General features: G+C 66.8%; 13 protein-coding genes. 12 read left to right on the plus strand and 1 reads right to left on the minus strand.

The features are described from left to right. Positions 1–10 precede the first annotated feature (10 nt). The 5 genes from ACGLHR_RS12085 to ACGLHR_RS12105 all read left to right on the plus strand — a co-directional run bounded on the left by ACGLHR_RS12085 (position 11) and on the right by ACGLHR_RS12105 (position 6,007). Positions 11–817 carry an aspartate dehydrogenase gene (locus tag ACGLHR_RS12085; RefSeq protein WP_318231341.1) on the plus strand — a complete coding sequence of 269 codons (807 nt, stop codon included), beginning with the start codon at positions 11–13 and terminating at the stop codon, positions 815–817. A 31-nt stretch (positions 818–848) separates the two neighbouring features. Next, positions 849–2,321 carry an aldehyde dehydrogenase gene (locus ACGLHR_RS12090; RefSeq protein ID WP_400094036.1) on the plus strand — a complete coding sequence of 491 codons (1,473 nt, stop codon included), beginning with the start codon at positions 849–851 and terminating at the stop codon, positions 2,319–2,321. Positions 2,322–2,372: 51 nt separating this feature from the next. After that, positions 2,373–3,362: a VOC family protein gene (locus ACGLHR_RS12095; protein ID WP_400094037.1), complete on the plus strand. Its 990-nt coding sequence runs from the start codon at positions 2,373–2,375 to the stop codon at positions 3,360–3,362. Positions 3,363–3,466: 104 nt separating this feature from the next. Beyond that, complete coding sequence (locus tag ACGLHR_RS12100; protein ID WP_318231339.1) at positions 3,467–4,423, plus strand: PDR/VanB family oxidoreductase; 957 nt, start codon at positions 3,467–3,469, stop codon at positions 4,421–4,423. Between the two features lie 288 nt (positions 4,424–4,711). Next, the gene (locus tag ACGLHR_RS12105; RefSeq protein WP_400094052.1) at positions 4,712–6,007 is read left to right on the plus strand and encodes an MFS transporter; all 1,296 of its coding nucleotides are present in this window, start codon (positions 4,712–4,714) and stop codon (positions 6,005–6,007) included. A gap of 257 nt (positions 6,008–6,264) precedes the next feature. On the opposite strand, the gene ACGLHR_RS12110 is transcribed toward ACGLHR_RS12105, so the two are convergent. Next, positions 6,265–6,822, minus strand: a complete 558-nt coding sequence (locus ACGLHR_RS12110; RefSeq protein WP_400094054.1) for a MarR family winged helix-turn-helix transcriptional regulator — start codon at positions 6,820–6,822, stop codon at positions 6,265–6,267. A 329-nt stretch (positions 6,823–7,151) separates the two neighbouring features. On the opposite strand from ACGLHR_RS12110, the gene ACGLHR_RS12115 reads away from it, so the two are divergent. The 7 genes from ACGLHR_RS12115 to ACGLHR_RS12145 all read left to right on the plus strand — a co-directional run bounded on the left by ACGLHR_RS12115 (position 7,152) and on the right by ACGLHR_RS12145 (position 14,217). Further along, positions 7,152–8,132, plus strand: a complete 981-nt coding sequence (locus ACGLHR_RS12115; protein ID WP_400094039.1) for a Bug family tripartite tricarboxylate transporter substrate binding protein — start codon at positions 7,152–7,154, stop codon at positions 8,130–8,132. 72 nt (positions 8,133–8,204) lie between these two features. Then, the gene (locus tag ACGLHR_RS12120; RefSeq protein ID WP_400094040.1) at positions 8,205–10,499 is read left to right on the plus strand and encodes a xanthine dehydrogenase family protein molybdopterin-binding subunit; all 2,295 of its coding nucleotides are present in this window, start codon (positions 8,205–8,207) and stop codon (positions 10,497–10,499) included. Beyond that, positions 10,492–11,358 carry an FAD binding domain-containing protein gene (locus ACGLHR_RS12125; RefSeq protein WP_400094042.1) on the plus strand — a complete coding sequence of 289 codons (867 nt, stop codon included), beginning with the start codon at positions 10,492–10,494 and terminating at the stop codon, positions 11,356–11,358. Before ACGLHR_RS12120 ends, ACGLHR_RS12125 begins: the two co-directional genes overlap by 8 nt. A 9-nt stretch (positions 11,359–11,367) precedes the next feature. After that, complete coding sequence (locus tag ACGLHR_RS12130; protein WP_400094043.1) at positions 11,368–11,844, plus strand: (2Fe-2S)-binding protein; 477 nt, start codon at positions 11,368–11,370, stop codon at positions 11,842–11,844. Then, positions 11,834–12,604 carry a CoxG family protein gene (locus ACGLHR_RS12135; protein WP_400094045.1) on the plus strand — a complete coding sequence of 257 codons (771 nt, stop codon included), beginning with the start codon at positions 11,834–11,836 and terminating at the stop codon, positions 12,602–12,604. The genes ACGLHR_RS12130 and ACGLHR_RS12135 overlap by 11 nt, the downstream gene beginning before the upstream one ends. Before the next feature lie 184 nt (positions 12,605–12,788). Next, the gene (locus ACGLHR_RS12140; RefSeq protein ID WP_400094046.1) at positions 12,789–13,610 is read left to right on the plus strand and encodes an IclR family transcriptional regulator; all 822 of its coding nucleotides are present in this window, start codon (positions 12,789–12,791) and stop codon (positions 13,608–13,610) included. Between the two features lie 352 nt (positions 13,611–13,962). Next, entirely contained in the window at positions 13,963–14,217 is a 255-nt protein-coding gene (locus ACGLHR_RS12145; RefSeq protein WP_400094047.1) for a hypothetical protein, read from the plus strand. The last annotated feature ends 276 nt before the right edge of the window (positions 14,218–14,493 follow it).

Below are 14,493 nucleotides of genomic sequence, written 5' to 3' on the forward strand. Positions count from 1 at the left end.
GAGACACAACATGCTGCACGTGTCGATGGTGGGATGCGGAGCGATCGGGCGCGGTGTGCTCGAGTTGCTCAAGAGCGATCCGGACGTGGTGTTCGACGTGGTGGTGGTGCCCGAGGCCCAGATGGACCAGGCCCGCCATGATGTCTCGGCGCTGGCGCCGCACGCACGGGTTGCCACCTGCCTGAGCCAGGCGGACGGACGGCCTGACCTGCTGGTGGAGTGCGCCGGCCACCATGCGCTGGAAGAGCACATCGTGCCGGCGCTGGAGCGAGGCATCGCCTGCATGGTGGTGTCGGTGGGCGCGCTCTCCGAGCCGGGCCTGGCCGAGCGGCTGGAGGCGGCGGCACGGCGCGGCGGCACGCAAGTGCAGTTGCTCTCCGGCGCCATCGGCGCCATCGACGCACTGGCGGCAGCGCGCGTGGGCGGGCTGGACTCGGTGGTCTACACCGGGCGCAAGCCGCCCGGCGCGTGGAAGGACACGCCGGCCGAGGCGCTGTTCGACCTTGCCGCGCTGACCGAAGCCACGGTGATCTTCGAAGGCACCGCACGCGAAGCGGCGCGGCTCTACCCGAAGAACGCCAACGTGGCGGCCACGTTGTCGATGGCCGGCCTCGGGCTGGACCACACGCAGGTCAAGCTGCTGGCGGATCCGGGCGTGGATGAAAACGTGCACCACGTGGAAGCGCGCGGCGCCTTCGGTGGTTTCGAGCTGACCATGCGCGGCAAGCCGCTGGCAGCGAATCCCAAGACTTCTGCGTTGACAGTGTTCAGCGTGGTGCGTGCGCTGGGCAACCGTGCCCACGCCATGTCGATTTAAGCAGGCCAACAGGCGCAGCAAGGTAATCATCATGAAGCAAGAGATTCTCCCCATCTGTATCGCAGGCCAGTGGCGCCTGGGCGGCGGCGAGCGCTACGCCACGCGCTACCCGGCTACCGGCGAGGTCGTCGCGGAACTGAACGCGGCCAGCCTGGACGACGTGGAAGAGGCCGTGCAGGGCGCGCATCGCGCGTTCCTCACCAGCGGCTGGGCACAACGCAAGCCGCACGAGCGCGCTGCCGTGCTGCATCGCGTGGCCGACCTGATCCGCGCGCGCGCCGAGCCGCTCGCTCAGCGCCAGCGCCTGGACAATGGCAAGCCCATCAGCGAGACGCGCGCGCTGGTGGCCAGCGCCGCCGGCACCTTCCAGTTCTTCGCGGCGGCGTGCGAAACGCTGGAGGAGACGCTCACGCCCGCTCGTGGTGATTTCCTCACCATGAGCGTGCACGAAGCCATGGGCGTGGTGGCGGCAATCACGCCGTGGAACTCGCCCATCGCCAGCGAGGCGCAGAAGCTGGCGCCCGCGCTGGCCGCCGGCAACGCGGTGGTGATCAAGCCCGCCGAGATCACGCCGCTCATGGCGCTGGAACTCGCGGCCATCTGCGAGGAAGCCGGCGTGCCCAAGGGCCTCGTCAGCGTGCTGCCGGGCAAGGGCTCGGTGATCGGCGACGCCATTACCAAGCACCCGCTGGTGCGCCGCGTGTCCTTTACCGGCGGCACCACCACGGGCCGTCATATCGCCCACATCGCCGCCGACAAGATGATGCCGGTGTCGCTGGAGCTGGGCGGCAAGTCGCCCACCATGGTGTTCGAGGATGCGGACCTGGACCATGCCGTCAACGGCGTGCTCTACGGCATCTTCAGTTCCTCGGGTGAGTCGTGCATCGCGGGCTCGCGCCTGTTCGTGGCACGATCCTTGTATGAGCCTTTCATGGACCGCCTGGCAGCGGGCGCGGCGCGCCTGCGCGTGGGCGATCCGGCCGACGAGGGGACCCAGATGGGGCCGCTGATTAGCGACCGGCATCGCGACTCGATCGAATCGTATGTGGCGCTCGGCGTGTCCGAAGGCGGCCAGCTGCGTACGGGCGGTGTGCGCCCCACCGTGGCGGGTTGCGAGAACGGCTACTTCTACACGCCAACCATCATCGAAGGGCTGGATAACAGCGCCCGCGTATGCCAGGAGGAAATCTTCGGGCCGGTGCTGGTGGCGATGGCCTTCGACGACGAGGACGACCTGATCGCGCAGGCCAACGACAGCGTGTACGCGCTGGCGGCGGGCGTGTGGACGCGCGACTACAAGCGCGCTTGGCGCTTTGCGCGTGCGGTGCAGGCCGGCAATGTGTGGATCAATACGTACAAGCAGTTCTCGATCTCGACGCCGTTCGGCGGCTGGCGCGACAGCGGGCTGGGGCGCGAGAAAGGACGACTGGGCATCCTGCAGTACATGGAGCAGAAGAGCGTGTATTGGGGCATGCATGAACAACCACTGCCGTGGGCAAACTAAGTGAGTACGACGACATTGGACGCTGCAAAAGCGACACAGCAGGAGAGGGTAATGAATACGATTCTGGGCATCGACGAGATCGTCTACGGTGCCGACGACCTGGAAGCCTGCCGGCGCTTCTTTGCCGACTGGGGCCTCACGCTGGTGCGCGAGGATGCGGCCGGGCTGGATTTCGAAACGCTCAACGGCTGCCGCGTGCTGGTGCGCCGCACCGACGACCCGGCGTTGCCGGCGGCGATGGAAGACGGCCCGACGCTGCGCGAAGTGGTGTGGGGCGTGGATACGCAAGCCGCGCTGGACCGAATCGCGGATGCCATCCGCGCCGAGCCGGGCTTCGTCAGCACGGGTGAGCACGGCGTGCGCGGCGAGCAAGGCGAGCGCGTGGGCTGCATCGATCCCAACGGCCTGGCCGTGCGTTTCCAGCTGACCCGCAAGCACGACGTCGAGGTGGAGTGCGCTGCCATGAACACATGGAACGACAAGCCGCGCCTGAACCAGCGCAGCCCGATCTACGAACGCGCCACGCCGATCGAGGTAGGGCACGTGGTGTTCTTCGTCAAGGACGTGGCCGCTACCGAGCGCTTCTATACCGAGAAGCTGGGCTTCGTGCCGTCGGACCACTATCCGGGCCGCGGCGCCTTCCTGCGCTGCGCGCCGGATGGCGGCCACCACGACCTGTTCCTGCTGCAGTTGCCGCAGGCCAAGAGCGGCCTGAACCATGTGGCCTTCACCGTGCGTGACATCCACGAGGTGTTCGGCGGCGGCCTGCATGTGTCGCGCAGCGGCTGGGATACGCAGCTCGGCCCGGGCCGGCATCCGATTTCGTCGGCGTATTTCTGGTACTTCAAGAATCCGGCCGGCGGCCTGATCGAGTACTACGCCGATGAGGACCAGCTGGACGCCGACTGGGAGCCGCGCGATTTCGAGCCGGGCCCGACCATGTTCGCCGAGTGGGCGGTGGAAGGCGGCCTGGATGGCAATACGCGCCGGCAGAAGAACGCAGGCGGCCCGCAGGGCAAGTTCCTGACGGAAAAGCGCTGAGCACGGCGTAGCAGTACAGGCAACACAGGCAACACGGGCGAGACAAGCAACACGAAGCAACACGAAGCAATACGAAGCAATACGAAGCAACCGAAGGAAGTGCCATGAGTACCAGCCAATCCCTGAACCTGCGCGTGCAGGCCATGCGTTTCGAAGCGCACGGCATTGTCAGCGTGGAACTGCGCGATCCGCAAGGGCATGCTTTGCCCGAGTACGCGCCGGGCGCGCATATCGACCTGCATCTGGGCAATGGCCTGGTGCGCAGCTACTCGCTGTGCGGCGCGCCGGAAGTGCGCGACCGCTACGTGGTGGGCGTGCTGCTCGACCGCGCAAGCCGCGGCGGTTCGCGCTACGTGCACGAGCAACTGCGCGTGGGCAGCACGCTCACCGTGGCGGCGCCGCGCAACCACTTCGCGCTGGAAGAGGGCGCGGCCCACACGGTGCTGGTGGCCGGCGGCATCGGCGTCACGCCCATCGTGTGCATGGCGCGTCGTTTGCATGAACTCGGGCGCTCCTTCACATTGCTCTACTGCGCGCGTTCGCGTGCGGAAGCGGCCTTCGCGGACGAGCTGGCCGCCTACGGCGACGCGGTGCGCATGCACTTCGACGACGAGGCGGGCAGCCCGCCGGACCTGTCGGCGCTGCTGGCCGGGCAAGCGGCAACCACGCACTTCTACTGCTGCGGCCCGGGCCCGATGCTCAATGCCTTCGAAGCCGCCTGCGCCGCTCACGGCTACCCCGAAGTGCATATCGAACGCTTTGCCGCCGACCCGTCGGTAGCGGCAGTCCAGGAAGGCGAGTACACCGTGGCACTCGCAAGCACGGGTAGCGAGCTGAAAGTGCCCGCAGGCAAGTCCTTGCTGGATGCCTTGCTCGAAGCGGGCATTGCCGTGGAGCACAGCTGCAAGGAAGGCGTATGTGGCTCGTGCGAAACGCGTGTGCTGGAAGGCATTCCCGAACACCGCGACGGCGTGCTCAGCAAGAGCGAGCGCGAGTCGAACCAGACCATGATGGTTTGCGTGTCAGGCTGCAAAGGCAAGCGCCTGGTCCTGGACCTCTAAGCGCGCCACCGCGCGCCGCATCCACTGCGGCGCCTACGGTGGTGGCCATTGGCGGGTAATGCCGGCAATGCGCCAGCGCGGGGCGGCTGCCTGCCTCGGATACTTTAGAAGAGAAACACCGTGTTGATCCAGAGACAAGAGGCCCCGTTCGCCAATGCGAACGCCGAGGGCGTGGCGACCCCATCCAGCAGCATCACGGCAGGCGGTGGCGTGCGCGCCACCGACGCCCCCGTGGCAACTACCCGGGGCGAGATCATCGCCCGCATCGAGCGCCTGCCCAGCAATGGCATGCATGTCAGGGCACGGCTGCTGATCGGCCTGGCCACGTTCTTCGATGGCTTCGACGTCATTGCCATTGCTGCCACGCTGCCGCTGCTGATCTCGATGTGGTCGCTCACGCCAGGCCAGATCGGCTTCCTGATCGCGGCGCCTTCAGTCGGGCAACTGATCGGCGCGCTGCTGTTTCCGGCGCTCGCCGAGCGTTTCGGCCGCCTGAACTCGATTGGCTGGAGCGCGGGCATCATCGGCTTGATGAGCATCGCCTGCGGCTTCGCGCCTTCGTTCGAGATCTTTGCCTTGCTGCGCATCGTGCAGGGCCTTGGCCTGGGCGGTGAACTGCCGGTGGCCGCCACCTATATCAACGAAGTGACGCGTGCCCACGGGCGCGGGCGCTTCGTGCTGCTGTACGAGGTGGTGTTCCCGATCGGCCTGCTGATCTCCAACGCGGTCGGCGCGTGGCTGGTGCCGAGGTTCGGCTGGACCGTCATGTATTTCATCGGCGGCGCCCCGGTCATCCTGTTCTTTATCCTGCGCCGGGCCATTCCCGAGTCGCCGCGCTGGCTGGCCGAGAAGGGCCGGCTGGCCGAGGCGGACCGCGCGCTCGCGGTGTTCGAGTCCCGGGCCAAGGGGCCGCTGGCGCCGCTGGGCGATGTGTCCGCCTACGATGCGATGACTGGCAGGCACCCGCGCCGGCGCGTCCGGGATCTGCTGAGCAAGGCTTATATCGGACGCACATTGGCGGTGTGGATGCTGTGGGCCACCTGCGGCTTTATCCAGTACGGCCTGTCGACCTGGCTGCCGACGATCTACAAGACGGTGTATCACGCACCGCTGCAACTGGCACTGAACCTGGCCGCCGGCGCATCGGTGCTCGGCGTGATCGGCTCGCTGGTCTGCGCGATGATCGTCGACAAGGTGGGCCGCAAGCCAGTGATCAACGTCTCGTTCATCCTGTGCGCGTTGTCGCTGGCGCTGGCTGGTGTGTTCCACGCGGAGTCGGTGTACGTCGTTGCCAGCCTCTGCGCGCTGGCGCTCGGCTTCCTGGCCAGCGGCTTTATCACCGCCTACGTGTACACGCCGGAGTTGTACCCCACCAGCATCCGCGCCATGGGCTGCGGTTTCGGGGGCGCGTGGCTGAAGCTGGCGGCGATCTTCGCGCCGACGCTGGTTGCCAGCACCATCGGCTCGGGCAATCTCAGCAGCGCCTTCTACGCGCTGGCCGCGGTGCCGTTCGTGGCGGCGTTGACCATCCACTTCCTTGGCATCGAGACCAAGGGCAAGGTGCTCGAGCAACTCGAGGCCTGAGGCGGTGCGAGGCTGCGCAAATTCGCGGCGGTTTGCTCTCCTCTCCCACTTGCGCGAGAGGAGCCGTGGGAGAGGGCGGGCGCTCGTTACGCCGTCGTGCTGGAAAAATCCGAGGGCTCCGCTTCAAGTGGCTCCTGGCTAAGCCACCCCTCTCCCCACCGCAGACAGCCGTCGTCATGGCGCACGGCTTTGGCCGGTTCGGCGGCTTTGGCCAATGCCTCGGGCTTGGCCGCAACCGAGCGTCCGCCGGGTCGTCATTACTCGCCCGGAATGGCGTCCTTCCGCCCTGGCGTCACGCACAGGCCGTGCAGCTTCCTCAGCGCCTGGTACATCGCGCGGCGCTCCTCCGGCTCCAGCAGCCGTATCACCTCCGCCTGGCCCTTCCTGGCCAGCGGCATCACTTGCTCATGCAGCGCCATGCCTGCCGGCGTGATGCTGCAGATCAGCTTCTTGCGCGGGGTGTTGCCCTCGGCATCCAGTTTCACCAGCCCGCGGCCTTCCAGCAGCCGCAGCGTGCGGCTCACCAGCGCCTTGTCCGAGGTGGATTGCAGCACCAGCTCCGCAAAGGGCAGCTGCCGCGCGTGCGCCAGCAGTGCCAGCAGGCGCCATTCGGGCACCGTTAGCGCGAACTGCTCGGCATAGGGCAGCGTGACGGTGCGCCGCAGGGCGTTGACCAGCTGGCTCAGCATCGTCGTCAGGAAGTCGTCGACATCGAGCCCGTTTCCTTGCTCGTCCAGTTCCGCCCAGGGGCAGTCGGTTTCCGGGGGCATTGCCGTGTCGCCGGTGTCATCTGCCGTGCCGGCTGCGCGCTTCATCAGATCCATGTCTTTCAAGAAATGCCGCCGGACGGCGGCTGATCAGGGGGGGCGGAGCCGATTGTCTCATAGGGACTCCGGGGTGGCGCCTCCTTCCCATCATGATCCCCCATTTTTTGGGCATGTAAATAATGAAGATGTCAATTGGGGATTAGCGCAAGTTGAGTAGTCAACTTGAGCGATCTAGGATGATTAGCATGTTCCTCTCCTGAACAAGTGTTTCGCTAATAAAACGCACATCGAATGCGTTCTCGTCCCTTAGCCGTGCCTAACCCCGCACCCACCACGCCATTCCCCGCTGAAGTGGAGCGCCCCCACAGGAGCCGTAGATGAACCTTGCCCGCCGACACATCCTTGCCACAGCGCTCGCCGCGATTGCCCTGGGAGGCGGCAGCGCCTTTGCGCTCGGCTATCCCGTCAAGCCGGTCACGATCGTCGTGGCGTATCCGCCGGGCGGCGATACGGACTCCATGGCGCGCATGTACGCCGAGAAGTTGTCGGTGCGCCTCAAGCAGCCCGTCATCGTCGAGAACAAGCCGGGCGCGGGTGGCGTGGTTGGCAACGCGATGGTCGGCCGCGCGCCGGCCGACGGCTACACGTTGTTGTTCACGCCGAACCCGTTCACGACGGCGCCGATGGTGCTGAAGCTCCCTGCCAGTTCCAGCTACGACGCACTGCATGGCTTCACCCCGGTCATCCAGACCGGCACGCAGACCGTGCTGCTGGTGGCGTATCCGGGTGCCGGCATCAAGACCGTGCAGGAGATGGTGGCCGCGGCCAAGGCCGGCAAGCCGCTGACCTATGCCAGCCCCGGCGCGGGCTCACCCATGCACATCGCCGGCGAATGGCTGAACCGGGCGGCGGGCGTGAAGATCCAGCACGTGCCTTACCGGGGCGTTGCGCCCGCAGTCAACGACGTCGTCGCGGGCCACGTCAACTTTGCCTACGTGACGCTGGGGCCGGTGGCCCAGTACATCAACACGGGCAAGCTGCTCGCGCTGGCCGTGACCGATCCGAAGCGCTCGCCGCTGCTGCCCAATGTGCCGACGCTGTCCGAGCTTGGCTACAGGGACGTCATCGTGGGCGCATGGCATGGCGTCATGGCGCCCAAGGGCACGCCGGCCGATGTGGTGAAGCTGCTCAACGAACAGCTCAACGACATCGTCAAGATGCCCGACATCGCCGAAAAGATGGCCACCTTCGGCGCGGTGCCGGTGGGCGGCGCGCCCGGCGTGCTGGAAAAGATCAATGCCTCCGACTACGAACGGCTGGGCAAGGTCATCAAGGATTTCGGCATCACCGCCGAGTGACGCGAAGCCGGCGGCAACGCCTGCCGGCTTCTTCATGGTGTTCAGTGGTTTTCAGACTAGCAGGAGGTCGGCATGAGCACGTCGACAGTGGGAAACTCCACGCCGCAAGTGACGGCGCGGGAGAAGGTGATGGGCAGGGCCGTGTATGCCGGCGATATCAAGCAGGCCGGCATGCTGCACGCCAAGGTGCTGCGCAGCCCGTATCCGCATGCCCGCATCGTTCGCATCGACACAGCGGCGGCGCGCGGGTTGCCGGGCGTCAAGCTGGTGCTGACCGGCGAGGACTCGCCGTCGCGGCTGTGGGGCACGCATCGCAAGGAGCAGCGCATTCTCGCCGCCGGCGTGGTCCGCCACGTGGGGGAAGAGGTCGCCGCGGTGGTCGCCGTGGACGAGGAAACCGCGCGCGATGCGCTCGACCTGATCCGCGTGGAGTACGAAGAGCTGCCCGCCATTTTCAGCACCGATGCGGCGCTGGCCGATGGCGCGGCGCAGCTGCACCCGGGCACGCGCAATATCGCGCACGAGCTGCGTATCGCGCGGGGCGACGTTGAAGCCGGCTTCGCCCGCGCGGCCGTGGTCTACGAGGCCACCTACGACATGCATTCGCAGTATCCCGGCTACCTGGAGCCGATGGCGACGGTGGCCGCGCAGGATGGCAATGGCCGGCTGACGGTCTGGGCCTCGACGCAATCCGTGTTCCTGGCGCGCGCGCGGCTGGCCGAAGCGCTGGACCGGCCGGTGTCCACCATCCGCGTGATCCAGGCGGTCACCGGCGGCGGCTTTGGCGCCAAGATCGTGGAGGAGAGCAACAGCCTGATCGCGGCCTTGCTGGCCACGCGGCTGGACCGTCCGGTGCGGCTGGTCAACAACCGGCTCGAGGATTTCCTTGGCGCGCGCTCCAGCGTGCCGGCGCGGGTCTGGCTCAAGATGGGCCTGGACGCGCAGGGGATGATCGTTGCCAAGGACGTCAATATCGTGGCGGAGTGCGGCGCATATGCCGGCCTTGCCGGCGACGTGATGCACGTGACCGCCATGCGCAGCGACAACATGCACCGCGTGGAAAACGTGCGTTCCCACGCGGTGCTGGCCTACACCAACAATCCGCCGCGCGGCGCGTTCCGCGGCTTTGGTGGCCAGCAGATGCAGTTCCCGCTAAACAGCCATCTCACCATGCTGGCCGAGATGCTCGGCATGGATCCCATCGAAGTCCACAAGCGCAACGCCATCCGCTCCGGCGACACCAGCGTGCATGGCTGGAAAATCGGCAGCAGCGGCCTGGTGGAATGCCTGGAGCAAACGCGCGCAGCGATCCGGTGGGATGCGCGCCGCGCCGATGCCTCGCGGCGAACCGGCTCGCGCCGGCGCGGGCTCGGCATTGCCGCCGCGATGCACGTCAGCGGCAACCGCACGCTCGGCAACTGGGACGGCTCCACCATCGTGCTCAAGGTCAACGAGGATGGGCGCGTCATGCTGCTCACCAGCGAGTGCGACATGGGGCAGGGCGCCAACACCATGCTCAGCCAGATCTGCGCGCAGGAGCTGGGCATTCCCCTGTCGCATGTCACCGTGAGTGCGCCGGATACCGATGTGGCGCCGTTCTGCCTCGGCTCGCTGGCGTCGCGCGTGACGATCATCTCTGGCAACGCCGTGATGCGCGCCGCGCGCGAGGCCCGGCAGAAGCTGCTGGACGTTGCCGCGGAAAAGCTCGGCGTGCCGCAGGACGAGCTGGACCTGCGCGATGGCGTGATCCGCGCCCGCAACGACGACACCAAGCGTGCCTCGCTCGCCGAGATCGCGCGGCTGCACATCTTCCGCCACGGCGGCGAGGGGCTGATGGTGCGCGCCACCTACGACGCGCCCACCGTGATGCACGATGCCAACTACTACGGCAACATCGCCCCGGCCTATTCCTTCGCGGCGCAGGCCGTCGAAGTGGAGGTGGATACGGTTACCGGGCAGGTCACGCTGATCGACAGCTTCATGTCGGACGACTGCGGCAAGGCCATCAACCCGCTGGCGGTGCACGGCCAGACGCATGGCGCCACCGTGCAGGCGATCGGCTGGACCCTGTACGAGCATGTGCAGGTCGAAGACGGCCGCATCCTGAACGGCAACTTTGCCGACTACACCATGCCGACCGCCGATGCCGTGCCCGCGCTGCGCACGGATGTGGTCGAGTCCGTTGAGCCTAACGGGCCCTACGGCGCCAAGGGCGCCAGCGAAACCGCGATCCTGCCCGGCGCGGCTGCCATCGCCAATGCGGTCTACGACGCCATCGGCGTGCGCATCACCTCGTTGCCCATCACGCCCGAGAAGGTGCTGGCCGCGCTGCGCGAGCGCAAGGAACAGGAGGCGCACCATGCGTAATTTCGAATTTCTGGAGCCGGGCTCGGTGCAGGAAGCCAGCCGCATGCTGGCCGACCTGGGCGACGAGTGCCGGGTGATCGCCGGCGGCACCGCGCTGATGCTCGGCATGCGTCAGCGCATGCTCACGCCCACCCATCTGGTATCGCTCGGCCAACTCGATGCGCTGCGCAAGATCGAGTTCGATCCGCGCACCGGCTTGCGCATCGGCGCGCTGGCCTTGCATGCACAGGTGGCGCGCTCGCCGCTGGTGCAGACGCATTACCCGATGCTGGCCAGCATGGCAGGGCGCGTGGCCAATCCGCAGGTGCGCAACCAGGGCACGATCGGCGGCAATCTTTGCTACGCCGATCCGGCCACCGATCCGCCGGGCTGCCTGATGGCGCTGCAGGCGCAGGTGGTGCTCGCCGGCAGGAACGGCGAGCGCGTGCTGGCGATGGAAGCGTTCCTGGTCGACTACTACACCACGGCGCTCGACCCCGATGAGATCGTGACCGAGATCCGCATTCCCGCGCCGGCGCCGGATGCGGTTGGCCACTACGCGCGTTTCCTGCGCACGGCCGCCGAGCACCGTCCGCTGGCCAGCGTGGCGCTGCTGGCGCGCAGGGCTGGCGCCACATGTATCGAGGCGCGTCTTGCGGTCGGCGCGTCCACGCCGATTCCGGCGCGCCTGCGGCGTGCCGAAGCGTTCCTCGCGGGCAAGGCCGTCACGCCGGATGTGGCGGCTGAAGCCGCGGACATCGTCGCCGCCGACATCGACCCCGTTTCCGACATGCGCGGCAACGCGGACTATCGCCGCGAGATGGTCAGGGCCGTGGCGCGGCGAAGCATTGCCACGCTGTTCGGGCTGGCAGCGGAGTAAGGAATTCCCATGCAAAAGATCAACATCGAACTCACCGTCAACGGCGAAGCGCACAGCGTGGAAGCGCCCGCGCGGCGCCTGCTGTCGGACCTGCTGCGCGACGACCTGAACCTGACCGGCACCAAGCGCGGCTGCGAGACCGGCATCTGCGGCGCCTGCTCCGTGCTGGTGGACGGCGAAGTCGTGAAGTCCTGCCTGATGCTGGCCGTGCAGGTGCGCGGGCGCGACGTCACCACCGTCGAAGGCCTCGGCGCCGGCGGCGAGCTGCACCCGCTGCAGCAGAGTTTCATGGAGTGCGGCGGCCTGCAGTGCGGCTACTGCACCCCAGGCTTCCTGATGACCTCCTGCGCCATGCTGGCGCACAACCCCAACCCTACGGAAGAGGAAGTCCGTGCCGGCCTGAACGGCAACCTGTGCCGCTGCACCGGTTACGTCGGCATTGTCGAATCCATTCTGTGCGCCGCGGAGAAGATGCGTGGAAATTGAAAAAACCCTGGTCGTCGGCGCAGCGCCGGCGCAAGTGTGGGCACTGCTGCTCGATCCCAACGTGATGGGCGGCTGCGTGCCGGGCATGCAGTCGATCGAAGTGGTCAGCGATGTGGAGTACATCTCGCACATCCAGGTCAAGATCGCCTTTGTCAGCGCGCGCTTCAAGATCAAGACCCATATCGTGGAGATGCGCGCGCCCAACTACCTGCGCAGCGAAGGCACGGGCGAGGATGCCTCCGTGGCCAGTTCGCTCAAGCAGTCCAGCGAGATTTTCCTGACCGGGCTGCCGGACGGCCAGACCGAGCTGCGCATGAAGATCAACGTGGATGTGCTGGGCCGCCTTGGCACGTTCGGCCTGAGCGTGATGAAGACCAAGGCGGACCGGATGTGGGAGGAGTTCGGTACGAATCTGTCGGCGCGGCTGGTGGCGCCTGCCGAGGCGGCGCAGGCCGCAGCGCCCGCCGTGGCGGAAACGGTGGCAGAGGCGGCGGCAGAGGCGGCGGCCGCTTCGCCCGCTCCCGCCATCGAGGCGACTCCCGCTCGCCCGGCCGTCATCCCGGCTCACGCCGTGCAAGCCAGCCCGAATCGCAACGCAGGCTGGTGGTCGCGCTTGTTCGCGCCCGCGGCCGCCCTGGACAGGGGCCCGCTCACGGATATCTGCATCGAAGTGCGCCAGCCCAATGCCACCATTACCGTGCGCTGGCCGGCACAGCACGCGGGCGAGTGCGCGGCCTGGCTGCGCGACTATCTGAAGTGAGCATGCACGGCTTCGGTGATGGAAGTGCTGGAGGATAGTCGCAGGGCGTGTTATATCGGACAGTCGCGGGCGGCGCTTCGGGATGCAAGGTGCGCCATGCGCACCGTCCGGGCCGCAGGGTAGGGCCGAAGCCAAAGCCGTTACCATATAGCAAGCCAAAGCACTCATTCGCAGAGATATCACCATGACAGATGCCCTCGAGCCTACCGATCTCCAGGACAAGTACATCGTGCCGGGGCTTGAACGCGGCCTGCGCCTGCTGGGCGAGTTCAGCCGCAACGAGCGGACCCTGTCGGCCGCCGAACTGGCGCGCCGGCTGCAGGTTCCGCGCTCAACCGTGTTTCGCCTGCTGACCACGCTGGAGATGATGGGCTTTGTCGAGCGCACCGATGGCGGCCGCGAATTCCGGCTTGGCATGGCGGTACTGCGCCTTGGCTTCGACTACCTCGCCTCGCTGGAGCTGACCGAACTCGGCCGGCCGCTGCTGGACCGGCTGCGCGACGCAATCAACTACCCGTGCAACCTGGTGGTGCGGGACGGCCGCTCCATCGTCTACGTGGCCAAGTCCGTGGCGCCGACGCCGTTCGCCAGCTCGGTCAACGTCGGCACTCGCCTGCCGGCGCATGCCACCGTGCTAGGCCGCGTGCTGCTTGAAGACCTGACGCTGGCCGAACTGCGCGAACTCTATCCCGAGCCGCAGCTGGAAGTCTTCTCGGAGAGCACACCCAAGACCGTTGAAGCGTTGTTCGACATGGTCCAGCGCGACCGCCAGCGTGGCTACGTGCTGCAGGAAGGCTTCTTCGAAACCAGCATCTCGACCATCGCTGCGCCGGTGCGTGACCGCAGCGGCAAGGTAGTGGCGGCGCTCGGCGCCACGATCCCGGCTTCGCGGATCGATCCGGAGCGGCTCGATGGCATGGTGGAGCAGGTGAGGAGTGCTGCGGGAGAACTCTCCCGCTTGCTCGACTATCGGCCGTCGGAAGGTGGAGTGGTGGTTAATCTGTAGGGCGCTGGCCTGACCAGTGCCATCGGCTGGACGCCTGGGAGTAACGGGCAAGCGCCGCGCCTTGCGCGTGCCGAGCCAATCCGGCATTGAACCGAGCAGGGACCTGGAATGTGCACTGGAAATTCGTGTCTAACTACACGAACGCGTCAGGAATTGGCGATGAGCACATGTATCAGAAGCCTCACAATCGGTGCGGCCATAGCGCTGTCCGGGTGCGCGGCAGTGCCTGCTTATGACGGCTATGGCTACGGCTATCCGGCCGAAGACACTTATCCTTACGGCGCTTACTATCCCGCTTACCCCTATGGCCCCTACTACGATTACGGCTGGTGGCCTGGATTTTATGGGGGCGGTGCCGCGTTCTTCCATGGCGGTGGTCACGGCGGTGAAGGTCACCACGGTCGTGGCGGCGAAGGCCATGGAGGCCATGAAGGCCATGGTGATCATGGCGGCCACGGTGGCGGGCATGGCGAGGGGCACGGCGAGGGGCATGGCGGCGGTCATGAAGGTGGTGGTCATGGTGGCGGCCATGGTCGATAAGCGTTGGAGCAGGCCCCATCGGAGCCCGTCATGCCGTTCCTCACCCTGCTTATCGTTGCCCTGCTGATCGTCGGGGTGTACACGTTCGCAATCCGGACAATCTTTCATCGCGAACCTAGGGCACGGGGGGCGCCTGTCCGGCGTTGCCGCCGGCCCTACCGGCGCACCTGACGCCCAGGCGAAACCCCCATCCGGCTTGACCGCGGCTTGACTGCCTTGCGGGCACCCATCCCTTATTCTTTCCGATTGTGGGCGATATGCCTGCTATGGGGTATCCATTTAACCGGAGTTACACTCGGGCATGGAGCTTCCAATCGCAGGCATTGACTACCCTCGTTCCTTC

This window comes from Cupriavidus sp. CuC1 (assembly GCF_044627735.1).
GTDB lineage: Bacteria > Pseudomonadota > Gammaproteobacteria > Burkholderiales > Burkholderiaceae > Cupriavidus > Cupriavidus ulmosensis.